Genomic DNA, 25015 nt, shown 5'->3' with positions numbered 1-25015 from the left:
ACCGTACCTTCCTAGGTTGAACCGTAAAAGTTGAACTCCGTCACGCTACGCGCATGTCGGGCGATTCGGAGGTAGTCCTCCGCAAGATGTGCACCACTTCCCGGCTCGCGGCCGAGGATTCTGCTGACCCCGTCGGCAACCCGCAGGTCGGAGGGCACGCTGTCGACCGCCTTGCCGCGGTAGAGGACGGAGGCGTTGCGCAAGCGGGAGGCGAAGGACCAGGCGTCCCTGAGGGCGGCGGCGTGGTCGGCGGCGATCAGGCCGGCCGTCTCTGCAGCGTCGAGGGCAGGCAGCGTGCTGGTGGTCCGCAACGTCGGCACGGCACGGGCGTGGCGCATCTGAACCAGCTGCACGGTCCACTCCACGTCGGAGAGCCCACCTCGGCCCAGCTTGAAGTGGCTCTTCGGGTCGGCACCGCGAGGCAGTCGTTCTGCCTCCATCCGCGCCTTGAGGGTCCGGATCTCCCGGACCTGCTGGTCGGTGAGACCGTCCCGGGGCCACCGCAACGGGTCGATGAGCTCCACGAAACGCGCGCCCAGCTCGAGGTCGCCGGCCAAGGGAGCGGCCCGCAGCAGGGCCTGGGACTCCCACGTGAGCGACCACCGGCTGTAGTAGGCGCGATAGCTGGCCAGGCTGCGCACGAGCGGCCCGCTCTTGCCCTCGGGACGCAGGTCGGCATCGAGACCGAGCTGTGGGTCGGGACCGGCAGCGGCCAACAGTCGACGGAGCTCCTGCACGGTCTCGAGGGCCTGCTCCTGGGCCGTTGCCTCATCCGCCCCGTCGACGGGGTCGTGGACGAACAGGACGTCCGCGTCCGAGCCATAGGCGACCTCGCCACCTCCGAGCCGGCCCATCCCGACGACCAGCAGCCGGGTCGACAGCGGCCCGTGCCGCTCCTCGACGGTGCGTTGGGCCACCTGGAGCGCCGTCTCGACCAGCGCAGCGGTGACATCGGTGAGGGCCTCGCCCACCCCGGCCAGGTCGAGGCTCCCCGAGAGGTCCGCCACGGCGATCCGGAACAGCTCCTGGCGCCTGATGCTCCGCGCCGCCCGCACCGCCTTGTCGGCGTCGTCCTGCCGACCCGCCGCCGCCGTCATCCGGCGAACCAGGTCCTCGCGCGACGACGGAGTCAGCCCGCCCGAGTCGCCGAGCATCGCGACCGAGTCGGGCGCGCCGACCAGCAGGTCTGCCGCGTAGCGGCTCCGAGCGAGCGTGTGCGCGAGGCGTTCGGCCGCGGATCCCTCGTCGCGCAGCAGCCGCAGGTACCAGTGCGTCGAGCCCAGCTCCTCGCTCACCTTGCGGAACGCGAGCAGACCTCCGTCAGGGTCCGCCTCGTCGGCGAACCAGCCGAGCATCACGGGAAGCAGGGTGCGCTGGATGGCCGCCCGTCGGCTCACCCCGGCCGTGAGCGCCTCGAGGTGGCGCATCGCACCGCCGGGGTCGCGGAACCCGAGCGCCGCCAGTCGCTCCTTGGCGGCTTCGGGTGCGAGTCGGGCGTCCGTCGAGCTGAGCCGGGCCACCGCAGCCAGCAGGGGCCGGTAGAAGAGTCGTTCGTGGATGCGGCGGACCTCGCGCGCCTGCTGCTGCCACTGGGCGACCACTGCCTTGGCGGCGTCCGAGCGGTGTCCCAGGGCGCGGCCGAGGCGGCGCAGGTCGGTGTCGGTCGTCGGCATGAGGTGGGTGCGACGCAACCGGAACAGCTGGATGCGGTGCTCGAGGGTGCGCAGGAGGCGATAGGACGCGTCAAGGGTTGCGGCGTCCTCGCGGCCGACGTAGCCACCGCGCGCCAGGGCGTCGAGGGCTTCGAGTGTCGTGCCCGAGCGCAGCGCGTCGTCGGAGCGGCCGTGGACGAGCTGCAGCAGCTGGACGCTGAACTCCACGTCGCGAAGCCCTCCAGGGCCGAGCTTCAGCTGGCGCTCGGCCTCCCCCGCCGGCACGTGCTGCTCGACCCGCCGGCGCATCGCCTGCACGTCCTCGACGAAGTTGTCGCGCGAGGCGGCACCCCACACCAGGGGGTTGACGGCGGCGATGTAGGCGTCGCCGAGGGCCCGGTCCCCGGCAACGGGGCGTGCCTTGAGCAGGGCTTGGAACTCCCACGTCTTGGCCCACCGCTCGTAGTACGCACGGTGGCTGTCGATGGTGCGCACCAGTGGTCCGTTCTTGCCCTCCGGACGCAGCGCCGCGTCGACCGGCCACAGCGTCCCCTGCCCCGTGGAGGTTGAGCAGGCCCGCATGAGGTGGGTGGCCAGCCCGGTGGCAGCCGCGATGGCGCTGGCCTCCTCCACTCCCTCGCGCGGCTCGGCCACGAAGATGACGTCGACGTCGCTGACGTAGTTGAGCTCGCGCCCGCCCGTCTTGCCCATGCCGATGACAGCGAAGTCGCACAGCTCGGCCTGCTCCCCCATCTCGGCCCGCGCGATGACCAGGGCCGCCTCGAGGGCTGCCTCGGCCAGGTCGGCCAGCGCCGCCGCCGCCTCGGGCAGGGCCAGCTCGGGGTCGCCCGAGGTGAGGTCGAGCGCCGCGATCCCCAGCAGCTGGCGCCGGTACCCGATCCGCAGTGCGTCGTATGCCGTGTGCTCACCGGCCGCGCGAACCGCCTCGACGAGATCATGGATGCGTTCGTCCGGCGTCCGAGGGCGAGCCTCCGCCACGCTGCGCCAGTGTTCGGGGTGGGCCACCAGGTGGTCGCCGAGGGCCGTGGAGGCGCCGAGGACGGCCAACAACCGGTCGCGCGCGGGCCCGCGGTGGCGGAGGGCAGCCACGAGGCCGGACACCTGCGCCTCCGCCCCGGACTCGATGTCGCGGCGCCGTGGCGCAGAGGCACGCAGCGACTCCATGAGCCGCACCAGGCTGAGCAGGGCGAGGTCAGGGTCGGCGACCGCGCCGAGGGCGTCGGGCAGCCCGTCACTGAACAGGTCGTCGAGGGGGTCGATGAGCCCGGCGAGCGCCGGGTCCGCGAGCAGGTGCTCCGCGCGGGGTGGATCGGCAAACCCGAGTCGGGCCAGGGTCGCAGTCTGGGAGACAACGCGGCCGGAGGTCACCGCGACAGCCTACGCACTGGTGGGTGGCACCCGCCCGCTCCGGTCAGCAGGCGGCATACCGGAGCGGGTTGCCGGGTCCGGTCACAGACCGGGCAGGTAGCGCTCGAGCTCGAACCGGGTGATCTCGCCGCGGTAGTCGTCCCACTCGGCCCGCTTGTTGCGCAGGAAGAAGTCGAAGACGTGCTCCCCGAGGGTGTCGGCGACCAGCTCGCTCCTCTCCATCACGCGGATGGCCTCGTAGAGCGAGGTGGGCAGCGGCTCGATCCCCATCGCCTGGCGCTCGGCGGAGGTCAGGCCCCACACGTCGTCCTCGGTCTCGGCGGGGAGCTCGTAGTCCTCCTCGATGCCCTTGAGGCCCGCGGACAGCATCAGGGCGAAGGCGAGGTAGGGGTTGCAGGCGGCGTCGAGGGTACGGACCTCGACCCGGCTGCTCTGGCCCTTGGTCGGCTTGTACATCGGCACGCGAACCATCGCGGACCGGTTGTTGTGGCCCCAGGTCAGGTGCGCCGGGGCCTCGCCCCCGCCCCAGAGCCGCTTGTAGGAGTTGACCCACTGGTTGGTGACGGCGGTGATCTCGGCGCCGTGGCGCAGGAGGCCCGCGATGAACTGCCGCCCGACCTTGCTCAGCTGGTAGGGCGCGCCCGCCTCGTAGAACGCGTTGCTGTCGCCGTCGAAGAGCGACATGTGGGTGTGCATGCCGGACCCCGGGTGCTCGGAGAAGGGCTTGGGCATGAAGGAGGCGAAGATGCCCTGCTCGAGCGCGACCTCCTTGATGACGGTGCGGAAGGTCATGATGTTGTCGGCGGTGGACAGCGCGTCGGCGTAGCGCAGGTCGATCTCGTTCTGGCCGGGCCCGCCCTCGTGGTGGCTGAACTCGACCGAGATCCCCATCGACTCGAGCATGGTGATCGCCGCGCGCCGGAAGTCGTGGCCGGTGCCGTGCGGGACGTGGTCGAAGTAGCCCGCCTGGTCGATCGGCTCCGGGTTGTCGCCCGGCTTGAAGCCGGCCTTAAGCAGGTAGAACTCGATCTCGGGGTGGGTGTAGAAGGTGAAGCCGAGGTCGGCGGCCCGGGCGAGGGCGCGCTGCAGGACGTGGCGCGGGTCGGCGTGGCTCGGGGACCCGTCGGGCAGCGTGATGTCGCAGAACATGCGGGCGGTCCCCGGGTTGTCACCGCGCCACGGCAGCACCTGGAAGGTCGCCGGGTCCGGCTTGGCGAGCATGTCCGCCTCGTAGACCCTCGCGAAGCCCTCGATGGCCGAGCCGTCGAAACCGATGCCCTCGGCGAACGCCCCCTCCAGCTCGGCGGGGGCGACGGCCACGGACTTGAGGGTCCCGAGCACATCGGTGAACCACAGCCGCACGAAGCGGATGTCGCGTTCCTCGATGGTGCGGAGGACGAACTCCTGCTGACGATCCATGTGTCGAATCCTGCCCTAGTTGTGTTTCCCCAGCGTTACGTGCCACGCGGGTCGGCTGCGTCAAGGGCAGTGCGACGGTGCTTGGGCGTTGCTACGCCGAGGTTCTCAGGCGCTCGAGGCCGGCCAGGACGAGGTCGAGGCCGAAGGCGAACTCGTCTGCTGGGTCATAGCCGGCGGCGACGAGCGCGGCGGCACTCTCGTTGAGGTAAGGAAACTCGTCGGGCGGAAGCTGGGGCAGGAACACGTCCTCGGCCATGTCCGCGAACTCGTCGGCCGTGTCGAACGGCAGGTTGCCCGCCTGCAGGGCGAAGCCGTAGACGTAGCCGTCGAGCAACCAGTGGGCGTGCGTCGCCATCGACACCGAGAAGCCGGCCTTGCGCAAGCAGGCGGTGACCGCTTCGCGGTGGCGGAGGTGGGCGGGCCCCGGCGAGGTCCGCGACTCCATCAGGCCGATCGCCCAAGGGTGGCGTGCCAGGACCTCTCGGGCGGACACCGACCTCTTCCGCATCGCCGCCTGCCAGTCGGTCCCCTCCGGCGGGAGCTCGATCTCCCCGAACACGACGTCGATCATGGCGTCGAGCAGCTCTTCCTTGCCCGCCACGTAGTGGTAGAGCGACATCGCGCCGGCGCCGAGCTCGCCAGCCAGGCGGCGCATGCTCAGCCCCTCGACCCCCTCGCCGTCGGCGAGCCGGACTGCCTCGGCCACCACCCGCTGCTTGCTCAGCCCCGCCTCTGACGCCACTTGGCGTTGCTTCCCTGAAGCCACGGGTTCTTGCTCCTCTCGACGGATTGACAACAGTACGTCGTACGAGGATAGTACGGTGTACGACGTACGGTGTACGACAGGTGAATCGGTGAGAGGCCACCGGCCATCCGGACGACGTCGAACCCGATGCACACCCACCGCCAACCGACTGGAGCCAAGGAGCATGAGGACTAGATCGCCGCAGGACACCGGCACCACGCATGGCCACAGCGGATTCGGTCGAGGGCGGCTCGTCGGCGTCGCGGCGATGGCGCTGGGGGTGATGGTGGTGGTGGAGAACGCCGTGCTGGCGGCAACGGGCGCGCCGTCCTACGGCGCTCCGATCGGCGAGGTGCTCGACTACTACGCGGCCAACCGGGCCTCGGTGGCGATCGCGTCCGGGCTGGTGGCCGTCTATCTGCCGCTGCTACTCGTGTTCGTGACGGGCCTGCACGGGCTCGTGGAACGGGGCGGCGGAGCGGGCTCCGACTGGTCGCGCCTCGCCGTCGCCGCTGGTGCAACGCTGTCGGCCACCTTCGTGCTGGTCAATGTGCTGCAGGTCGGGCTCGCACTGTCCGCCGGCGGCGTCGCGGAGCCGACGCCCGTGTTCGAGCTCGTGTGGCAGGTTCACGCGGCGGCCTTCGCGCTGGCGATGCCCATGCTCGGCGCCACCCTCGTCGGAACGGCCCTCGCTGCGCACGCGAGCAGGCTGACTCCGGCGTGGCAGCGGTCGCTGGGCCTGGGGGGCGGGGGCCTGCTGCTCGTCGCGGGGGTCGGCAACCTGGCGATCGCCGACGGCTCGGCGCTGATCTTCGTCGGGCTCCTGGGTTTCGCCGCCTGGCTCGTCTGGCTGCTCGTGACCGGCGTGCGTCTCGTCCGGACGTGACCAAACCACGATGCGGCGCTGAGGTCGCGCACCAGAAGAACGCGCGCCTGTGGTCAGAGTCCGGAAACGTTGAGTAGCGGCTCCTGGCTAACGTCCGGATCGCCGGTCCAATCGAAGGTTCCCGCCGCCTGGAGTGCCGCCTTCACCTGAGCCGGGGCGGCGCTGGGATGCGTGGACTTGTAGAGGGCTGCGGCACCCGTGACGTGCGGGCTCGCCATCGAGGTGCCGGAGATGGTGTTGTAGCCGCCGCCCCGCCAGGTCGAGAGCACGCACACGCCGGGTGCGGCGAGGTCGACGGCGGGCCCGAAGTTCGAGAAGCCGGCGAACCGGTCATCCACGCCGTAGGCGCAGGTCGGGGTGCCGGTGCCTCCCGGGGCGCCGTCGAAGTCGGTGATGGCGGAGACGGTGATCACTTCCGGGAAGCTGGCCGGCACGAAGAAGGATGCGTCCGCGGCGGAGTTGCCGGCGGACACGACGTAGGTGACTCCGGCGGCCACGGAGGCGCAGATTGCCTGCCGCAGGCCCCCGTCGGTGCAGGACCCGGGGCCGCCGCTTCCCCCGAGGCTCATGTTGGCGACGTCGATCGTGTCGCTGTGGGCGGTGACCCAGTCGATACCGCACATGATGCTCGACCAGGTGCCGCCGCCCTGCGAGTTCAGCACGCGCACCGCCCACAGCCGTGCACCTGGAGCCACACCCACGACGCCGACCTTGTCGTCCTTGGCGGCAGCGGTTCCCGACACGTGGGTGCCGTGGCCGTTGAGATCCGCGAACGACGTGCCGCCCGCCACGCAGTTGACACCGCCGACGACGTTGAGGTCTCGGTGCCTGGGGTCGATGCCCGTGTCGATGACCGCGATATCGACGTCGACCGCGCCGCGTCCGTTGCCTGCGGCGGTCGAGCTCTGCGGGGCGCCGATCCGGCTGATGCCGGCTGGGACCGTCTGCGCGGTGATGCTCACCTCACGGTCGGCCACCACTGCGGCGACCGCCGGGTCTGCCGACAGGCGTGCGACGTCGCGAGCCGACAGCTTCGCGGCATACCCGTGCAGCGCGTGCCGATAGACATGGGTGACCTCCGCACCACGCCCATGAGCTGCAGACGCCGCCCTGTCCGGGTCCCCGCTGCGGAGGCTGACGATGTACGAGGCCCGGGTGTCGTCTGGAGCGACCCCGGCCGCGCCCCTCGCCGGGAAGGCTGACCCCAGTGTGCAGGCGGCCACGACCACCGCCACGCCCATCGATCGAAGCGCCATGACCGACCCCCGTCCTCGTCGAAGCAGGCAGGTGCCCGCGTCCCGACCCTAGAAGCGCTCCGCCGCCGTCGCCTCACCCGATTGAATGATTTCCGCTCGGTTGCCCGGGACTACCTTCGATTGCACCCGAGGCGCACCAACGTGCCTCGCCGCAGAAGGGGACAACCATGAGTCTTTCCTTGCGTATCGCGGGTGCGGGGGCAACGGCCGCGTTGGTCGTCGGCGCGTGGGCCGCGCCGGCGTTCGCGGCACCCCCCGGCAATGACACCTATGGCGGGCGAATCGTCGTCAGCGGTGTCCCGTACACCACCCAGGTCGACACCACGCAGGCCACCACCGATGCCGACGACACCCCCATCCGCAACCAGTGCGGGGCGCCTGCGACCGATGCGAGCGTCTGGTACCAGTTCTCGACACCGACGGCGGCGACCCTGATCGGAGACGTGCGCGGGTCGAGCTACTCCGCTGGTGTCGCTGTGGCCGTCGGCTCGCCTGGATCCTTCACGGTTCTGTCCTGCGGCCCGGGCGGTGCGGTGTGGGACGCGGAGGCGGGGACCACCTACACCCTCCTGGTCTTCGACGACCAGATCGACGGTGTCGGCAACGGCGGAACACTCGACCTGGTCATCGACGTGGCACCGCCGCCGCCGGACCTTGAGGTGACGGTCAACCCGACCGCCAACTTCGTCAGCCGTACCGGTAGCGCAATCGTCTCGGGCACCATCATGTGCGGCGCCGATGCGGACTTCGCCTTCCTCGAGGCCCAGCTCACCCAGAGGGTCGGCCGCGTGCTCATCCGTGGCTTCGGCGGCACCGAGGTCACCTGCGACGGGACCACCCGTCCGTACACCTTGGAGATCATCGGCGACAACGGGCTCTTCAAGGGCGGTAAGGCGGCCCAGCTGACCTTCTCGGCGGCCTGCTCGTTCCTGTGCTCCGAGTACTTCGCGGAGCAGACGATCCAGCTCAAGGGCAGTCGCAAGTAGGCGCTCTCACACAGCGGTTGGGTATGCCGCGTCCCACCGGCGCGGCATACCCACTATCCGACAGCCGGTCCATCAACTGGCGCGCGGCGGTGCTCGCTGGTGCCCTCATGTGGCCGCGCTTCGACATGACGGCGCGGTCAGCGGCATGAGCGTGCACATACCTACCGCAAGTCACGCACGGGGCTGACGCCCCACTTCTCAATCGTGAACCGCCAGAAGAGCGGCAACAGATCTGACACGGGCCGCTCAATCGAGTCGCCCGGGCCAGTCGCGGTCTCGTGACCGATGCGGACTCGGTCAGCTCGCACGAGCGTGACACGAAGCCAGTCCGGGCTAGCAGACACCGGCGCGGTCGTCACCACTAGATCCTCGTGAGATGTGTGCGCCGCGAGCGTGTGGGTTGCGCCCTCAGCCATGACGCTCCGAACCAGTTCCAGCATCGGATTCACGAACGTGAAGGCATGGTTGTCGATCAGGTCCTCATAGAACGCCTCAATCTCATCCCACGCGGTCACCGTGAAGCCAGCCATGTGGCCAGCCTGCCGCACCGGAGTTCGGTCCGCAGCCAATGCACGCTCATCGGCATGAGCGGAAGTTGGGTCGGCGATCAGGCCGCTTGGTGGCCGTGGCGATCCATGGGCTGGGTGACGTGCGTGCGGCCGTCGGGCGCGGTCCAGGTGCAGATGCCCAGCTCGTCCATCTCGACCTGCCAGCCGGCATGGTGCTTGAACCCGTGGTGGGTCGAGCACAACGTCTGGAGGTTGGTGACGGTGGTCGGACCGTCGGGATGTCGGACCACGTGGTCGAGCTGGCACCGTCTGGCGGCGCTGGCACACCCGGGGAAACGGCAGGTGCCGTCGCGTGACCGCACGGCTCGCGCAGTCCTTGCGCCGGGGCGGTAGGTCTGTGGGTCCTGCCACCGGATCGCGCCGGTGACGGAGTCGCTTCGGGCGATCCGGATGGTGACGTCCGGATCGTTGAGCAGGGCGACCACGTCCGCCGGGAGCAACGACCCGAGCAACGGCACCTCGGTGTGCGCGGAGACGAACCACAGGGTCTCGTGGTCGTGCAGCACTCCGTCATCGAGCTCCTCGCAACCACCGAGGTCGACGTAGCCGCCGTTCGGCTCGGGCGACTCGAGGTCCGACGGTTCGTCGAGGCATTCGGCAGAGACGCCGAGGTCTGGCCGGCTGGCGTGGCCGCTGTCGATCGGAGCGACGAGCTCGATGGTGGTGCTGATCGTCGCGTTGGCCGCGATGAGGTCGGCCAGGGCATCGACCCGCGCGGCGCCCATCCGCAGGCCCGGCTGGGCACGGGCGTACTCGGCTGCGAGACCGTCTACCGCAGTCCAGACCTGCATGGCCACGGGCGTCGGCAGGTCGGCCACGAGCCGGGTCATGCCCTTGCACTCACCCGGGCGAACTCGGACGTCGCTGCGGCTCCGCGCCAGCACAGCCAGACGATCGGCGTCGTCAGGGGCGCAACGGTCGGCCGCACGCCGTGCCCGGCGGCGCAGGGCCGCGCAGGACATCTCGGTGACGCCGCCCTCCAGCACGCGAGCCTCGAACTCGTGCAGCCGTGCCCCAGGTGCGGCCGCCGACTCGGCGACGACCGCGTCGACACGGTAGGGCTCGAGGTCCCCGGACCAGGCCAGGGCCTGCACCTGGGGCAGCGAGCAGACGACGCGGCGGGCGTGGTCGATGCGCGTCGACATGGTGCGGGGCGACACGTGCAACAGAGCCGCGAGCGAACCCGCCGCGATGGCGTGGCCGGAAAGGTGCTGGCGGCGTCCGCCGGCCTGAGCCACGTCAGCCGCGTCGAGCTCGGCGCGCTCATCGCACCGCCTGGCCACCGTCTCCATGGCCGAGCGCTGCCGCGCCGTCGCCGCGCTGACCACCCGCTGGGAGGCAAGGACCAGGGCCTCGGCCTCCTCGACCGACAGGTCGGCGATCTGCTCGTCCGTCATCGTGAAGAGCGCACCTGCGAGGGCGGCCGGGTCGGTCGCCTGCACTGCTTCCACGCTGTCGAGCATGTGTCCCACACTAGCGACCACCACTGACAGTCCAAGGTGAGCCGCTCGGGAAAACCGTTGGGATGGAATGGGATTGAGCACCTGTTCCCCGCGTTCGTGGGGACGGCTGTCTACGCAGGCAGCCTCAGCCCTTGAGCACCGACATGGCGGCGTTGTGACCCGGTATGCCGCTGACTCCCCCACCGCGTCGGGCGCCGGCTCCCGCGATGCGCACCTTCTCGTGCGGTGTCTCGACGCCCCAGGTGCCGACCTCGTCCTCCCTCTCGGCCCACGGCCACTGGAGGGAGCGGTGGAAGATGTTGCCGCCCGGGAGGCCGAGGTCGGCCTCGAGCTCGACCGGGGTCCGCGCCTCGATGCACAGGGCTCCGTCGGGGTCCCGCAGCAGGACGTCCTGGATGGGCTCGGCCAACACCGAGTTCAGTGACTCGAGGGTCCGCGCGAGGGCCAGGTCCTTGACCAGGTCGTGCTCGGCGGTCGTCCCCTCGAAGAGTCGGGCCGGCAGGTGCAGTCCGAACAACGTGAGCGTCTGGGCACCCGTCTCCGCCAGCGAAGGCCCCAGGATCGAACGATCCGACAGGCTGTGGCAGTAGATCTCGCACGGCGGCACCTGCGGCACCCGGCCGGCGGCAGCGGCGGCATACGCCTCCTGCAGCTGGTCGTAGCCCTCGTTGACGTGGAAGGTGCCCGCGAACGCGGCCGTCGGGTCGACGTCCTGGTCGCGCAGCCGCGGCAGGCGCGACAGGAGCATGTTGACCTTGAGCTGGGCGCCCTCGGGCGCCTCCTCCGTCGGGACGGGGTCGGCGCCGGTCTCGGCGAGCAGGGTGTTGAGGACGGTGGGCGCGCAGGCCGCATGGATCGTCGAGCCCCGCGCCTCGCCACCGTCCCAGCTGACCAGACCGTCGGGGTCGACCGCGAGCACCCTCGTCCCCGTGCGGATCTCGGCCCCTGCCTTGACCGCGGCACGAGCGAGTCCGTCGGTCACGGCACCCATGCCACCGACCGGCACGTCCCAGTCGCCGGTCCCCCCTCCGATGAGGTGGTAGAGGAAGCAGACGTTCTGCCGCAGGTCGGTCGAGCCCATCTCGGCGAAGGTGCCGATGAGCGCGTCGGTCGCGACGATGCCCCGCACGGTGTCGTCGCCGAACTCGGCCTCGAGCACCTCACCCAACGGTCGTCGGACCAGGGCTTCCCAGAGCGGGTCGTCCCCGACGAGGGCAGCCACCTGCGCCTCGGTGCGCAGCGGTTCGAGCACCGTCGGGAAGACCTGCTGTGCAAGGTGGTGGACGCGCCCGTAGAAGTCCTGCCACGCGGCATACTCCTTCGCCCCTCCGGTGAGGGCAGCGAAGCCGGCCGCGGTCGAGGCGGCGTCACCGTGGTCCACGAGCAGCCCGCGCTCCGGTCGGTCGGGGACGGGCGTGAAGGAGGAGTAGCGCCGCCGGATGAGCTGGACGTCGAGGTCGAGGTCGCTGATCACCTGACGGGGCATCAGCGACACCAGGTAGGAGTAGCGCGACAGGCGCGCGTCGACGCCAGCGAACGCCTGGGCCGAGACAGCCGCACCACCCACGTGATCGCCGGTCTCCAGAACCAGCACCCGGCGCCCCGCCCGGGCAAGGTATGCCGCGGCGGTCAGCCCGTTGTGACCGGCACCGATGACGACGTCGTCGTAGTCCACGGCGCAGAGCCTACGGTGCCGTGTCGAGCCGTTCTGACCTCGGTGGCCGGGTCGCTACTGCGGTGCCGCGTCGTCGCTCTCCGATGCCTCGTCCGCGTCCGCCAGGACGGGCAGGTCGGGGTCGATCTCCTCGTACCGCCGGTGCAGCTCTTCGGGGTTCGGTTCCAGGCCGAGCGACTCCAGCTCGGCGCTCACCGCTGCCACCACCGCCTCCGGACCCTGTCCCGCCGCCTTGGCCTCACCGCGCAGCTGCGCCGCCACGACCTCGTGCCGCTTCTCCTCGGACAGCTCGCCCTCGGAGCTGCTCGTGGCGACCTCGAAGTTGTCTGACATCAGTCCTCCATCACCGGTGTCACCGCTGGTCGGCGACCTCTCCCGAGTCTGTCGCCGGGGCGCTGGACGCACCACTCGAGCCGAGGTCGGGCACACGAAACGGGGCCCCGGGATTGCTCCCGGAGCCCCGCCCCGTCTTACACCCGGCGGACCCCTGCCAGCCGGGCGCAGGTCACTTGAAGCTGACCTGGACCTGCAGCAGGTTGCCGCCGTCCTCGGACTTGTTGACCTTCATGACCGTGCCGGAGCCCGCGACCTGGACCGAGGACCAGGGGTTCTTCGCGCTCCAGTAGCGCATCGGGTCGCTGTCGTCGAAGACCGGCATGGCCGGCTGCGAGGCGACGTCGAGCGCGGTGCCGTTGCGGTGGAACGTCACCGCGTCGGTCCGCTCCAGCCCGAACGTCGCGTCCCACGGCTGGCGCCGGTTGCCCAGCTTGACGCCGTCGGCGAAGGTCACAGGTGCCGGACGCGCGTCGACCGGCAGAGACTGGCCGCCACCCGGGTGGCCCGAGGTGTTGTTGTCGGTGAACTCACCGTCGACGTACCAGACGAGCAGGCCGTTCTGGTAGGGGAACCGCTCCACCCAGTCGGGCTTGGTCTTCGCCCAGCCGAAGTTGTACGGACCCGTCTTGAGGGTCTGGTCGTAACCGGTGTAGGTGCGGTTCTCGGCCAGGTAGTAGTGGCTGACGACCTCGGAGGTCTTGCCCGTCATGCGGGTGAACCCGTTGGCGGTCCAGCCGTTGGTGCCGCCCTCGACGTCGTCGGACACCGTGGTGCCGCCGATGGTGACGGCCAGGTCGTCGAGGAACGGGCCCTCGAAGTGCAGCCCGCCGTCGGTGGCGTAGCGGAAGCGGAACTGGACGCTCTTGCCGGCGTATGGCGTGAGGTCCCAGGTCTTCTGGGCCCAGGGGGTCAGACCGGCGTTGTCGGACGGGCCGGAGATCGGCGCCGCCGCGTCCTTCCAGGTCGCGCCACCGTCGGTGCTGACCTCGGCGTACAGGTAGTCGTAGTCCTGCTCGATGTTGTACTGCAGCCAGGCCGAGACCGAACCGCTGGTCGCCCCGGTGAGGTCCACCGTGCGGGTCAGGGTGTTGTTGAGGCTGTCGTTCGCGCCGCCCCACCACTCGTAGGACCCCGAACGGGGGGTGTTGTAGTCGTTCTTGACCGTCTTGTCGGGCAGGGTCACTGCCAGCGCCTGGTAGGACGACGTGGTCTTGGGCTGGTCGGCCGGGTTGAGCTTGACCGTCATGGCCTGGCCGTAGGGCACCGCCTTGTAGTCGAGCCAGCCGAGCTGGAGCTTCTCGAGCGGACCCATGTAGCCGGGCGTGGTGCCGATCGAGTCGCCCCCGTGGTTCAGCCACGAGCCACCGGACATCAGCGTCCAGAAGCCGGTGCCGTTGTCGCCGCCTGCGGTGTCGTAGTAGTCCGGGAGACCGAGGTCGTGGCCGAACTCGTGGGTGAAGACACCCAGGCCACCGTTCTCGGGCTCGGTGGTGTAGTCACCGATCCAGATCCCGGAGTTGCCCAGCGGCACTCCGCCGAGCTTCGCGCCCTCGGGGCCGGTCTTGCCGGCGTCGGTGGAGTAGGCGTACCAACGGTGCGACCAGATGGCGTTGGTGCCCTGGGCGCCGCCGCCGGCCTCTTCGCCCTCACCGGCGTGGATGGCCTGGAAGTGGTCGATGTAGCCGTCCGGCTCGTTGAAGTTGCCGTCGTGGTCGGCGTCGTAGCGGTCGACCTTGTCGAACTGCTTGAGGTACGTCGTGATCTCGGCGTCGCTCTTCCCGGCCGCCTTCTGGGCGTTGTACCAGGACGTGGCGGTGTCCTTGACGTAGTTCCAGTAGCCGTCGGCGTTGTTGCTCCGGCCATAGCGGGCTTCGTTGTACGGCACGGTGACCCAGTCGGAGACGTCACCCTTGGCCACGAAACGACCGTTCGACTGCTTCAGGTAGAAGTCCTTGAACGACTCTCCCTCGCCGAACATCATGTCCTGGTAGTGGGCGCGGTTGAAGTCCGCGGTCCAGGCGGTGGAGTTGTCGTCGGTTGCGTTGCCGTCCCAGACGCGGTCCGGTGCCGGGATCTGGTTGTGCACCGGTCCCGGGGTGGCGTCGAAGCCGGTCTCGGTCTTGTTCCCGAAGTCGGTGAGGATGGTGAAGATGTCCTCCTCGCGCTCCACCGGGTAGGACACGTAACGGTCCTGGGCGGCCTTGCTCCCCTTGGGTGCCTTGGCGTTGCCCGCGAGCTTGATGACGCGCTGGCCGCCCCGCATCTCGGTGGTCGCCTCCCCCTTCACGAGCTTGTCGACGGCCTCCTTGCGCAGGGCGCGGGCGGCGTCGCCGAGCGGGTTCGGCAGGTCGTGCTCACGGTTGTTCGCCGTGGGCTCCTTGTCGCCCTGCACAGGGGTTGCCTGCGCAGGAGCGGAAGCCAGGCTCAGGGCGACGGCGGTAACCGCTACTCCCGAGACCAGGCTCAGATGACGTCTGTTCACGAATCCTCCAGTGTCTGTGCGCGACCCCTCTCGGCACACGCAAGGGCGAGCCAAACACGCGGCAGACGGCATACCAAGACTTCGCCGGGTATGGACTTCGTAAATTTCTGACCGATCGGTCGCTATCCCATTCGTCCGTTTTGGCGATGGAGCCGGCCCGGCGCCCCTGAGTCCCACTGGCCCCAGTGAGCACTTCAGCAGCCCTGGGCGGTCACCCGGAAGCCCTGCCGCCGCCCCCTCCTAGGATGGCGCCATGAGCGATCAGCCAACGACGCCTCCCACCACCGCCGAGGTCGCGGCCCCCTATGGCACGGGCGCCCAGGCCGCGCCGCAGCGCCGGGTACGCATCCCGCACCTGCAGGCGATGAAGGAGAAGGGCGAGAAGTGGGCCATGCTCACCGCCTACGACATGTACTCCGCCGAGATCTTCGACGAGGCGGGCATTCCCGTGCTGCTCGTCGGTGACTCCGCCGGCAACAACGTCTACGGCTTCGAGACGACCGTCCCGGTGACGGTCGACCACCTCGTGCCGCTGGTCCGGGCGGTCACCTCGGCGGCCAAGCACGCCATGGTCGTCGCCGACCTGCCGTTCGGTTCCTACCAGGCCAGCCCGCAGCAGGCCCTGGCGACCGCCACCCGGATGATGAAGGAGGGCCTGGCCCACGCCGTCAAGCTCGAGGGCGGCAAGCTGATGGTCCCCGAGGTCGAGCTGCTGGTCCGGGCGGGCATCCCCGTCATGGGACACATCGGCTTCACCCCCCAGAGCGAGCACGTCCTCGGCGGCTACCGGGTCCAGGGCCGCGGCGACTCCGGCGACCGGCTCGTCGAGGACGCGGTGGCTCTGGAGAAGGCAGGCTGCTTCGCCGTCGTCATGGAGATGGTCCCTGCTCCCCTGGCCGCGCGGGTCACCGAGGTGCTGTCGATCCCGACCATCGGCATCGGCGCCGGCCCGGACTGCGACGCCCAGGTGCTCGTCTGGCAGGACATGGCCGGCCTGCGCGGTGGCAAGGCACCCCGCTTCGTCAAGAAGTACGCCGACCTCCGCACGGAGCTGGGTCAGGCGGCTGCCGCGTATGCCGCCGACGTCGCCTCGGGCTCGTTCCCCGCGGCCGAGAACTCCTTCCTCGAATAGCCCACGGGGGGCTCCCCCTTCCCCGGCACGACACTTTCCCGGTACGGCGTGCAAGCTCATCCACCTGTAGGACCCCAACGGTTGCGGATCACGACTACCGTGCACCGGTGGACCACAGATCGTGGTCGCCCGTCGTGATCGGAGGACCTTCCGTGCCCCAGCGCCACCACCGTCCCGCGCTCCTGCCATTCGTCGCCACCGCGGCGGCCTGCGGCCTGCTGTTCGCCGCAACTCCGGCCCAGGCCACGAAGCCGACTCCGGGCACGTCGACCGGCACTGGCGCGGTGTTCATGGTCAACCCGGTGCAGTCCTCGGGCAACCAGGGCCTGACCGACCAGAAGGACTCCGACGCTGCCGTTCCCTCCAGCGCCTACGCCAACGTCCCGCTGCGCAACCTCGACGGCTCGGGCTACCTGCGCGGATCGTGGGCCACTGTCCAGTCCTCCACGGGCACACCGGCATTCAGTCCCTCGAACACCTTCGTCTACACGCGCCACCAAGACCAGTTCGAGCAGGTGATGGGGTACTTCTGGGTCAACCAGGCGCAGGAGTACCTCCAGTCCCTCGGCTTCGGTTCGACGCTGCGCGGGATCCTCAAGCAGCAGTTCCCGGTCAAGATCGACCAGTACGGCGGGGACAACTCCTACGAGACCAGCAAGCCCTTCCGGATCCGGCTGGGCAAGGGCGGCGTCGACGACGCGGAGGACGCCGAGGTCATCGTCCACGAGTACGGCCACGCCGTGCACCAGTCCCAGGTCCCGGGCTTCGGCTCCACCCTGGACTCGGGCTCGATCGGTGAGTCGTTCGGCGACTACCTCGCGGTCTCGGTCGGCCTGGCCGCCGCCAAGCAGTACCACTGGCCGGTGAAGGCCGAGCAGGCCTGCCCCATGGACTGGGACGCCACCTCCTACACCGATGCGCCCCACTGCATCCGGCGCTTCGACACCGGCATGACCGTGGCGACCCGCAAGGGAGAGGTCCACGCCGACGGCCAGATCTGGAGCCAGGCCCTGTGGGAGATCCGCCTCGGCTACGTCAAGATGGGCTCGACCACGGAGGCCTGGGACACGACCCTGATCGACGCACAGTTCCGGTTCGCCCCGGACACCTCGTTCTCGGCAGCCGCCAAGGCGACCTACGACACCGCGCTGGCCCGCGACGGCGCCGCCGCTGCAGCCCTCGTCAAGGACCGGTTCGAGGCCCGGGGCATCAGCTTCTGACCGCCCTGCCGCGGCGGTGACCCAGCGCCGCCGCGGCGCGAGCACGGCATACGGTGGGCGCATGACGCTGCGCATCGGGTACAAGGCCTCCGCCGAGCAGTTCGCTCCCCGGGAGCTGTTGGAGTTCGGCGTGCTGGCCGAGCAGGTCGGGCTGGACAGCGTGCTGATCTCCGACCACTTCCAGCCGTGGCGCCACGACGGTGGCCACGCCCCCTTCTCGCTCGCCTGGCTGGCGGCGCTGGGCGAGCGGACCGAGCGGGTGCAGATCGGCACCTCGGTCATGACGCCGACGTTCCGCTACAACCCGGCCGTGGTGGCGCAGGCGTTCGGCACACTGGGCGCCCTCTACCCCGGTCGGGTCATGCTCGGCATCGGGACCGGCGAGGCGCTGAACGAGGTCGTCGTCGGGTCGGTGCAGGAGTGGCCGGAGTTCAAGGAGCGGTTCGCGCGCCTGCGCGAGGCCGTCACCCTGATGCGCCGGCTGTGGAGCGAGGAGCGCGTCAGCTTCGAGGGTGACTACTACCGCGCCGTCGACGCGACCGTCTACGACCGGCCGGAGCAGCCGGTCCCCGTCTACGTGGCCGCCGGCGGCCCGCTCGTCGCTCGGTATGCCGGCCGGTCCGGTGACGGGTTCATCTGCACCTCCGGCAAGGGCGAGGAGCTCTACCGCGACAAGCTGCTGCCGGCCGTGGACGAGGGCCTGGGCAAGTCCGGCCGCACCCGCGCGGACATCGACCGGATGATCGAGATCAAGCTGTCGTGGGACCCCGACCGCGCACAGGCGGTGACCAACTGCCGCTTCTGGGCGCCGTTGTCGCTGACGGCGGAGCAGAAGCACGGCACGAGCGACCCCCTGGAGATGCAGCGGCTGGGCGACGCCCTCCCCGACGAGCAGGTCGCCTCGCGGTGGATCGTCTCGGACGACCCCGAAGAGGTCGTGGCCGCGGTGCAGCCCTACGTCGACTGGGGCTTCAACCACCTGGTCTTCCACGGTCCCGGTCACGACCAAGCGCGGTTCCTGCGCACGTTCGCCGATCGCGTCCTGCCCGGCCTTCGCAACCTCGGCTGACCCGCGTCGACCGACTCGTCGGCGCCCCTGACTCTTTCCCCTGCGACCCCACCGAACCTAGGCTGGAGTGCACCGCACGACCATGGACGAGGGTGAGTGAGCATGACCGAGATGGAGCCCCGCACACGGTGGTCCGAGGTCTCGGGTGGACCGGGCGCGGCAACCGCCTACCAACAGCGCTTCGACGACCTCGCCGCCCAGGGGATGGACATCCACGGTGAAGCCGCCCTGGTCGCCTCCCTCTTGTCTCCACCGGCTCGCGTCCTGGACGCAGGCTGCGGCACCGGCCGCGTCGCGACCCAGCTGACCGCCCTGGGCTACCACTGCGTGGGCGTCGACGCGGACGCCGCGATGATCGAGGTGGCCGAGCAGCGTGACCCAGCCACGACCTGGGTGCGCCAGGACCTGAGCCGACTCCAGCTGCGGTCCCAGGCGTTCGAGCTCGCCGTGCTCGCCGGCAACGTGATCCCGCTCCTCGCACCCGGCACCCTGCTCGTCGCCCTCCAGCGGTTGGCAGCGCACCTGCAACCCGGCGGACTGCTCGTCGCGGGCTTCGGCCTGGACTCCTCGCACCTTCCGCAGGGGTGCCCGGCGACTCCACTGGAGGACTACGACCGGGCCTGCGAGGTCGCCGGCCTGACGCTGACGCGCCGGTTCAGCACGTGGGGTCGCGAGACCTGGCGGCCGGAGTCCGGGTACGCGGTCTCGGTGCACCGCTGCGGCGGCTGAGGTCCACCGCCGCAGCTGGGCTCGTTTCCCGGGTGGGCTCGTCGCCGGGGTGGGCTCGTCGCGGGKGGGCTCGTCGCGGGTGGGCTCAGTCCTCCGAGCCGCCCTCTTCCCACGCCCTGTCCTCGGCGTCCCACTGCTCCGTGCGCTCACGGGCGGTCTGGAGCGCGTTCGCAGCCTCCGCCTCGGTGCCGTACGGGCCCATGAGGTCCTCGCCCTGGCTCTTGTTGTCGTCGCTCTCGACCTGACCGCTGCTCACGTTGTACCAGTAAGCCATGGGGTGCCCTCCAATTCGACGGATCTGCGTACGTCCCTAGACTCCACCGTATGCCGTTGACCTACGCAAGCGTGGCCCCGGGCGTGGTGTCGCCACGTCTCCCGGTGCCCGCGTCGATCGAGCGGCCGGAGTACGTCGACCGACCGGCCCCCACCCTCGACAACGCCCCCGAGGTCAAGGACGCCGAGACGATCGAGCTGATGCGGGTCGCCGGGCGCATCGCCGCCCAAGCCATGACAGCGGCGGCGGCCATCATCGCGCCGGGTGTCACCACCGACGAGATCGACCGGGTCGGCCACGAGTTCCTGATGGACCACGGCGCCTATCCTTCGACGTTGGGCTACAAGGGATTTCCCAAGTCGCTGTGCACCTCCGTCAACGAGGTGATCTGCCACGGCATCCCCGACGACCGCCCCCTCGAGGACGGCGACATCGTCAACATCGACATCACCGCCTTCATCGGAGGCGTCCACGGCGACACCGACGCGACCTATCTGTGCGGAGACGTCGACGAGGAGTCACGGCTGCTCGTCGAGCGCACTCACGAAGCCATGATGCGGGGCATCAAGGCCGCCATCCCGGGCCGCGAGATCAACGTCATCGGCCGAGTGATCCAAAGCTATGCGCGCCGTTTCGGGTACGGCGTCGTCCGCGACTTCACCGGGCACGGCATCGGGCGGTCGTTCCACAGCGGTCTGATCGTCCCCCACTACGACGCCGCACCCTCCTACAACACGATCATCGAGCCGGGCATGACCTTCACGATCGAGCCCATGCTCAACCTGGGCACGCCGGAATGGGAGATGTGGGACGACAAGTGGACCGTCGTCACCGAAGACCGGCGCCGGTCGGCGCAGTTCGAGCACACCATCCTCATCACCGACACGGGCAACGAGATCCTGACGCTGGCCTGATGGTGGGCAACCCAGGGCAGGGCAACCGCAAGGAGGCGGACCGATGGCGAAGGAAGCCAAGCAGGCCAAGCACGGGCTCCCGTTGGGGATCGACGTGGGCGGCAGCGGCATCAAGGGGGCGCCCGTCGACCTGTCCAAGGGGGCCTTCGCGGCCAAGCGGATGCGGATCGACACTCCCCTGGCGTCGACACCGGAGGCGGTGGCCCTGGTCATCGACCAGATCGTCGACCACTTCGACGCCGTCCGCGGCGACTCCCCCATCGGAGTCACCATCCCCGGTGTCGTGACCCATGGCGTGGTCCGTTCGGCCGCCAACATCGACAAGGGGTGGCTCGACTTCGACGCCGAGCCGATGCTCGAGAAGGTGCTCGGCCACGACATCATCCTGGTGAACGACGCGGACGCAGCCGGGGTCGCCGAGCTCCACTACGGCGCCGCCAAGGGCCAGAAGGGCCTCGTCGTGATGACGACCCTGGGCACCGGCATCGGAACCGCACTGATCCACGACGGGGTCCTCATCCCCAACTCCGAGCTGGGCCACCTCGAGATCGACGGCTACGACGCGGAGACGCGCGCCGCCTCCTCGATCAAGGACCGGGAAGGGCTGAGCTATCCGGAGTGGGCCAAGCGGCTGCAGCGCTACTACAGCCACCTCGAGGCGCTCCTGTGGCCGGACCTCATCGTCGTAGGGGGCGGCGTGTCCAAGGACGCCGCGCAGTTCCTTCCCCTGCTCACGCTGAAGACCCCGATCGTGCCCGCCACGCTCGAGAACAAGGCCGGCATCATCGGGGCGGCCCACCTCGCGGCCAACAAATAGCGCAGACCCCTCGCAGCCCACAAGTAGCGCCGACCCCACGCAGCCCACAAGGTGCGCGGCCGCCCGGGCCGGGCCCACGTCGCGCCGGCCGCCGGTCAGCGCATCGAGATGAGGTCCTGGAGCAGGATGGCCTGACGTCGGCGGAACAGGTCCGCACCCATCCGGGTCCCCACGGCCAGCGCCACCACCCCCAGCGCCGGTCCGACCACCAGCACCGTCCACGCCGCCCACTGCCAGCCGACCAGGGCCAGCACACCCAGGACCAGCGCGGGGATGGAGAGCGCGAGCACGGCGGCGCCGCAGACCGCCTGCACCCCGAGGGTGACGCCCGTCGACCCCGGACGGCTGGTGAACGGGTTCTCCCCGGGCGCAGGTACGCCGTACTGCTTCACGGCGCTGGTCACGCAGGCCACCGCAAAGCCGTTGAGCGCCAAGGCACATCCCACGCCGAAGGTGGCGGGCAACAACCTCCAGGGCGCGCCGAACACCGGTCCCAGCACGGCATACGTGGGGACGCAGACGACCGCCATCAACCCTGACGGAAGCAGCCGTCCCAGCCGGTCGCTGACCCCATCGACGCCGGAGGCGACGTGCATCCAGAAGGCCGTGGAGTCGTAGCCCACGTCGTTGTGCTGTCCCCAGCCGATGAGGTAGGCCGAGGCGAGCGGCATGGCGAGCAGGGCCAGCTCGGACCCTGACCCGACGCCGGGGATGAGCAACCCCGCAGGGAGCAGGATCGTCATGACGGCCGGCATGTTGAAGCGCGGGTCGCGGAGCCAGTAGGTGCCGGCTCGCGCCGCGATGGCACCCATCGGCGTGCCGGGCAGACGAGCGAACAACCCCAGTCCTCCGGACACCGCGCCGCCGTCGCCGGAGGTCGCCCGGGGGTTGCGCAGGACCGAGATGAGCAGCCGTTCCCACACCACCAGCAGCCCGAGGCACAGGACGGCCGCCAGCGCGAGGCGGGTCAACCCGGTACCCCAGAGCCCGAGGGCGAGGTCACCAGCGGGCGCCCACGCCCAGCCCAGCGGCGTCCAGGCGAGCACGTCGGCGAGTCTGTCGACGGTGGCTCGGTCGAGGCCACCGTCGCTGAGCCCACCAACGATCGGGCCGACGCTGAGCAGGAAGAGCAGGCCGGCCACGCCGGCCACGTCCCGGCCGCGCCGTGTGCCGAGCACCGCTGACGAGGCAGCAGTGACGATCCGGCTGAGCAGGACGCAGGTGGCCAGACCGAGGACACCTCCGATGAGCGCCGCCAGGGTGGCCGCGACCGACCAAGAACCCGCCACCACGCTGCCCAGCACCAGGACGGTGGTGGCGATGCCCGGCAGCCCGGCCAGTGCGGTGAGCGCGAGACCGAGGGCCAGGGTGCGTTCGCGCACGGCGAGGGTGGCGAAACGAGTGGGGTCCAGCGTGGGGTCGATCCCGAACAGCAGGACCGGGAGGAGGGCCCAGCCGGCCACCACTGCCGATCCGGCAACCACCACCGCCGTGCGCGCCAGGTCGACGTCTCCTTGGGCACGCAGCGTGACCGTCCCGGCGAGCCCGGCCACCACGAAGCCGCCGCCGTAGAGCACTCCGACGACCATCCCCACGATGGCGGCCGTGCTTCGGCGCAGCCCGTTGCGAAGGAGGTCGAGCTTCAGTCGGAGGAGGTGCGCAACCACGCCAGTCCCTCCACGTCGGTGTTGCCGCCGACCAGGTCGAGGAAGCGGTCCTCCAGGCTCGCATCGCCTCGCACCTCGTCGAGGGTGCCCGAGGCGCGGACGACACCGAGGGCGATTATCGCCACGTCGGTGCAGATCCGCTCGACGAGGTCCATCACGTGGCTCGACAGGACGACCGTGCCGCCGTTGGCGGCGAAGTCCTCGAGGATGCGACGGATCGTGCGAGCGGACACCGGGTCCACGGCCTCGAAGGGCTCGTCCAGGACGAGCAGCCGGGGAGCGTGGACCAGCGCGCAGGCGAGGGTGATCTTCTTGGTCATGCCCGCGGAGTAGTCGATGACCAGCTTCCCGGCCGCCTCGGTCAGCCCCAGCGCGGCCAGCAGCTCCCCGGTCCGCTCGACGACGAGGTCACGGTCCATGCCGCGCAACAGGCCGGCATACGTCACGAGCTGAAGGCCGGTCAGGCGGTCGAACAGGCGAAGGCCGTCCGGGAGGATGCCGATCTGGGACTTGGCGCCGACGGGATCGGCCCACACGTCGGTGCCGAGGACGTGCGCACTGCCCGCATCGGGACGCAACAGCCCGGTGGCCATCGACAGCGTCGTGGTCTTGCCGGCGCCGTTGGGACCGACCAGCCCGTAGAAGGACCCGCGCGGCACGTCGAGGTCCAGACCGTCGACGGCGGTGGTCGCACCGAAGCGCTTGGTCAGGCCGCGAAGGGCCAGAGCGACCTCGGGCGCACGGGTCGTCACCGTGGAGGACCCCACGGCGGGCTCGGGGGTGGTCTGCGGGTCCGACATGGTGTCGACGCTAACCTTTCACCGCTGTCGCGCGACGAGCATTGCCTTCTTTGGGACCGATTTGTCGACCATGTAGCGGCGCGGCTTGTCGGCGTCGCGCTCGGCGTAGCCCATCTTCGCCAGGCGCATGAGCACCACCGGACACTCCGCACAGCGCGGCTTGTCCTTGCAGCACTTCTTCTTCGCCTTGGCGACCTTCGTCCCCTTGGCGGCCTTGGAGTTCTTGGGCACGGAAGGAGAGTAGGTGAGGCTAACCTAACATCCAAATCGGACTCGCAGGCTGGAACCTCACCCGGCGTCGAACTCCCGGGGCTCTCCCCCGGCGAGGTCGTGGATCCGGGTGTTTTTCGACCCGAGGTTCCCCGCCTGGCCGAGGTAGAGGGCCCGTCCGACACGGCTGAGCAGGGCGTCGTGGATCGGGATCGCGTGGGGAGCCGCGATCCGCCGCAGGAAGGCCGTCATCTCCCGGCTGCGCTGCCAGGGGGCGTTGAGGGGGAAGGCGAGGACCTCGACGCCAGCCGGCTCCGCGTCGAGCGCGTCACCGGGGTGGAAGAACGTCGGCTCACCGTCGGCGCTGATCCGCATGCCGGTGTTGTGGATCCGAGGGATGTCCTCGTGGATCAGGGCGTGCAGCTCCCCCACGCCCGCCACGGTGGCCGACCCGACCCCAGCACGGTCGCCGGGACCGAAGGCGACGACGTCGAAGCCGCTGTCCTGCAACAGCTTCGCGGTGTCCGGGTCGGCAAGGACCTGGGCGCGAGGATTGGCCTTCAGGAGCTCGGGGAAGCGCTCTTGGTCGAGGTGGTCCGGGTGCTGGTGGGTCACGAGGACGGCGTCGACGTCGCGCTGCTCGTGGGCGCCGGGCGACCAGCCCCCGGGGTCGAGCAGGATGCGCGCGTCGGCGATCTCAACGAGCAGGCTGGCGTGGCCGAGGTGGGTGATCCGCATGGCTCCCACGGTAGGACGTGACGCCTTGGACCCGCTCGTGAGCAGGTGGGGTGGATGAGTCGGTCGATACGCCGGGTTCTGTCACCGCTGGCCGTTACCGGCCAGCAGGAGACGGTCATCCATCTAGGACAGCCGTTGCCGACTGCCTCCAGCGCCCTACCCGTGCACTCGGGCGGGCCGCCCTCGAACGCGCACTGTCTGAGCTTGCTCCAGGTGGGGTTTACCTAGCCGAACCAGTCACCTGGCCCGCTGGTGGTCTCTTACACCACCGTTTCACCCTTACCGCGGCGCCTGTCCGGCCGGAGCCGGATGGTTCACCGTGGCGGTCTGTTCTCTGTGGCACTGTCCCGCGGGTCACCCCGGGTGGCCGTTAGCCACCACCTTGCCCTGTGGAGCCCGGACGTTCCTCGGCGGTGATTGCTCACCGACGCGACCGCCTGACCGACTCATCCGTCGCCAAGGATAGGGCAGGTATGCCGCGTGGCCCGCCACGCGGCATACCTCGAACGTCCCTCGCCCGGGTGGGTCGTCGGCGGACGACCACGGTTTGCGCTGCAGCGAGCAGCACCTGACACGTCCTGCTCGAA

The 25015-nt window shown here is 70.1% G+C and carries 23 protein-coding genes and 1 other RNA gene; 9 read left to right on the top strand and 15 right to left on the bottom strand.

Annotated elements, in window-relative coordinates; genetic code table 11:
- Positions 1 to 11 precede the first annotated feature (11 nt).
- The 3 genes from AC1DS4_RS01290 to AC1DS4_RS01280 form a co-directional block, all read right to left on the bottom strand.
- Positions 12 to 3041, bottom strand: a complete 3030-nt coding sequence (locus tag AC1DS4_RS01290; protein WP_477632013.1) for a bifunctional [glutamine synthetase] adenylyltransferase/[glutamine synthetase]-adenylyl-L-tyrosine phosphorylase — start codon at positions 3039 to 3041, stop codon at positions 12 to 14.
- Positions 3042 to 3122: 81 nt separating this feature from the next.
- Positions 3123 to 4460 carry a type I glutamate--ammonia ligase gene (gene glnA, locus AC1DS4_RS01285; protein ID WP_477612640.1) on the bottom strand — a complete coding sequence of 446 codons (1338 nt, stop codon included), beginning with the start codon at positions 4458 to 4460 and terminating at the stop codon, positions 3123 to 3125.
- Positions 4461 to 4551: 91 nt separating this feature from the next.
- Positions 4552 to 5226 carry a TetR/AcrR family transcriptional regulator gene (locus AC1DS4_RS01280; protein ID WP_477632012.1) on the bottom strand — a complete coding sequence of 225 codons (675 nt, stop codon included), beginning with the start codon at positions 5224 to 5226 and terminating at the stop codon, positions 4552 to 4554.
- 163 nt (positions 5227 to 5389) lie between these two features.
- Between AC1DS4_RS01280 and AC1DS4_RS01275 the strand changes: the two genes are divergently transcribed.
- Positions 5390 to 6091: a hypothetical protein gene (locus AC1DS4_RS01275; RefSeq protein ID WP_477632011.1), complete on the top strand. Its 702-nt coding sequence runs from the start codon at positions 5390 to 5392 to the stop codon at positions 6089 to 6091.
- A gap of 53 nt (positions 6092 to 6144) precedes the next feature.
- Here the strand turns inward: AC1DS4_RS01275 and AC1DS4_RS01270 are convergent, their stop codons facing one another.
- A complete protein-coding gene (locus AC1DS4_RS01270; RefSeq protein WP_477632010.1) occupies positions 6145 to 7347 on the bottom strand; it encodes a S8 family serine peptidase in 1203 nt (400 codons plus the stop codon).
- Between the two features lie 167 nt (positions 7348 to 7514).
- Between AC1DS4_RS01270 and AC1DS4_RS01265 the strand changes: the two genes are divergently transcribed.
- Positions 7515 to 8333: a DUF6299 family protein gene (locus AC1DS4_RS01265; protein ID WP_477624696.1), complete on the top strand. Its 819-nt coding sequence runs from the start codon at positions 7515 to 7517 to the stop codon at positions 8331 to 8333.
- A gap of 23 nt (positions 8334 to 8356) precedes the next feature.
- A complete protein-coding gene (locus AC1DS4_RS01260) occupies positions 8357 to 8482 on the top strand; it encodes a hypothetical protein (protein WP_477624695.1) in 126 nt (41 codons plus the stop codon).
- Positions 8483 to 8494: 12 nt separating this feature from the next.
- On the opposite strand, the gene AC1DS4_RS01255 is transcribed toward AC1DS4_RS01260, so the two are convergent.
- From AC1DS4_RS01255 to AC1DS4_RS01235, 5 genes are all read right to left on the bottom strand, one after another.
- Complete coding sequence (locus tag AC1DS4_RS01255) at positions 8495 to 8863, bottom strand: hypothetical protein (protein ID WP_477624694.1); 369 nt, start codon at positions 8861 to 8863, stop codon at positions 8495 to 8497.
- Between the two features lie 77 nt (positions 8864 to 8940).
- Positions 8941 to 10365 carry an HNH endonuclease signature motif containing protein gene (locus AC1DS4_RS01250; RefSeq protein ID WP_477632009.1) on the bottom strand — a complete coding sequence of 475 codons (1425 nt, stop codon included), beginning with the start codon at positions 10363 to 10365 and terminating at the stop codon, positions 8941 to 8943.
- A 124-nt stretch (positions 10366 to 10489) separates the two neighbouring features.
- A complete protein-coding gene (locus AC1DS4_RS01245) occupies positions 10490 to 12040 on the bottom strand; it encodes a phytoene desaturase family protein (RefSeq protein WP_477632008.1) in 1551 nt (516 codons plus the stop codon).
- A 54-nt stretch (positions 12041 to 12094) separates the two neighbouring features.
- Complete coding sequence (locus AC1DS4_RS01240) at positions 12095 to 12373, bottom strand: hypothetical protein (protein WP_477612636.1); 279 nt, start codon at positions 12371 to 12373, stop codon at positions 12095 to 12097.
- Positions 12374 to 12545: 172 nt separating this feature from the next.
- Entirely contained in the window at positions 12546 to 14858 is a 2313-nt protein-coding gene (locus AC1DS4_RS01235) for an immune inhibitor A domain-containing protein (RefSeq protein ID WP_477632007.1), read from the bottom strand.
- Between the two features lie 253 nt (positions 14859 to 15111).
- On the opposite strand from AC1DS4_RS01235, the gene panB reads away from it, so the two are divergent.
- From panB to AC1DS4_RS01215, 4 genes are all read left to right on the top strand, one after another.
- Positions 15112 to 15990, top strand: a complete 879-nt coding sequence (panB, locus tag AC1DS4_RS01230; protein WP_477612634.1) for a 3-methyl-2-oxobutanoate hydroxymethyltransferase — start codon at positions 15112 to 15114, stop codon at positions 15988 to 15990.
- Positions 15991 to 16142: 152 nt separating this feature from the next.
- Positions 16143 to 17210 carry a M36 family metallopeptidase gene (locus AC1DS4_RS01225; protein WP_477632006.1) on the top strand — a complete coding sequence of 356 codons (1068 nt, stop codon included), beginning with the start codon at positions 16143 to 16145 and terminating at the stop codon, positions 17208 to 17210.
- Positions 17211 to 17271: 61 nt separating this feature from the next.
- Complete coding sequence (gene fgd / locus AC1DS4_RS01220; RefSeq protein WP_477612632.1) at positions 17272 to 18279, top strand: glucose-6-phosphate dehydrogenase (coenzyme-F420); 1008 nt, start codon at positions 17272 to 17274, stop codon at positions 18277 to 18279.
- A 102-nt stretch (positions 18280 to 18381) separates the two neighbouring features.
- On the top strand, positions 18382 to 19008 hold the full coding sequence (locus AC1DS4_RS01215) for a class I SAM-dependent DNA methyltransferase (RefSeq protein WP_477632005.1): 627 nt from the start codon (positions 18382 to 18384) through the stop codon (positions 19006 to 19008).
- A gap of 85 nt (positions 19009 to 19093) precedes the next feature.
- Here AC1DS4_RS01215 and AC1DS4_RS01210 read toward each other — a convergent pair whose 3' ends face one another.
- Positions 19094 to 19282, bottom strand: coding sequence for a methionine aminopeptidase (locus AC1DS4_RS01210; protein WP_477612630.1), 189 nt, complete (start codon positions 19280 to 19282; stop codon positions 19094 to 19096).
- A 50-nt stretch (positions 19283 to 19332) separates the two neighbouring features.
- Here AC1DS4_RS01210 and map point away from each other — a divergent pair, with 50 nt between their 5' ends.
- Positions 19333 to 20196, top strand: coding sequence for a type I methionyl aminopeptidase (gene map / locus AC1DS4_RS01205; RefSeq protein WP_477632004.1), 864 nt, complete (start codon positions 19333 to 19335; stop codon positions 20194 to 20196).
- Between the two features lie 43 nt (positions 20197 to 20239).
- The gene (gene ppgK / locus AC1DS4_RS01200; RefSeq protein ID WP_477612628.1) at positions 20240 to 21013 is read left to right on the top strand and encodes a polyphosphate--glucose phosphotransferase; all 774 of its coding nucleotides are present in this window, start codon (positions 20240 to 20242) and stop codon (positions 21011 to 21013) included.
- Between the two features lie 95 nt (positions 21014 to 21108).
- Here ppgK and AC1DS4_RS01195 read toward each other — a convergent pair whose 3' ends face one another.
- The 5 genes from AC1DS4_RS01195 to rnpB all read right to left on the bottom strand — a co-directional run bounded on the left by AC1DS4_RS01195 (position 21109) and on the right by rnpB (position 24877).
- The gene (locus tag AC1DS4_RS01195; RefSeq protein WP_477632003.1) at positions 21109 to 22680 is read right to left on the bottom strand and encodes a hypothetical protein; all 1572 of its coding nucleotides are present in this window, start codon (positions 22678 to 22680) and stop codon (positions 21109 to 21111) included.
- Positions 22656 to 23480 (bottom strand): ABC transporter ATP-binding protein, encoded by an 825-nt coding sequence (locus AC1DS4_RS01190; protein ID WP_477632002.1) that lies wholly within the window; start codon positions 23478 to 23480, stop codon positions 22656 to 22658. The genes AC1DS4_RS01195 and AC1DS4_RS01190 overlap by 25 nt, the downstream gene beginning before the upstream one ends.
- A gap of 18 nt (positions 23481 to 23498) precedes the next feature.
- On the bottom strand, positions 23499 to 23711 hold the full coding sequence (locus tag AC1DS4_RS01185) for a hypothetical protein (protein WP_477632001.1): 213 nt from the start codon (positions 23709 to 23711) through the stop codon (positions 23499 to 23501).
- A gap of 57 nt (positions 23712 to 23768) precedes the next feature.
- Positions 23769 to 24428, bottom strand: a complete 660-nt coding sequence (locus tag AC1DS4_RS01180; RefSeq protein ID WP_477632000.1) for an MBL fold metallo-hydrolase — start codon at positions 24426 to 24428, stop codon at positions 23769 to 23771.
- A 51-nt stretch (positions 24429 to 24479) separates the two neighbouring features.
- Positions 24480 to 24877, bottom strand: an RNA gene (gene rnpB / locus AC1DS4_RS01175) — RNase P RNA component class A.
- Positions 24878 to 25015: the final 138 nt, after the last annotated feature.

The sequence above is a fragment of the Pedococcus sp. P3_C7 genome, from assembly GCF_056402615.1.
The sequence above is the reverse complement of the archived record's forward strand: the minus strand, read 5'-3'. Positions and strand labels throughout refer to the sequence as shown.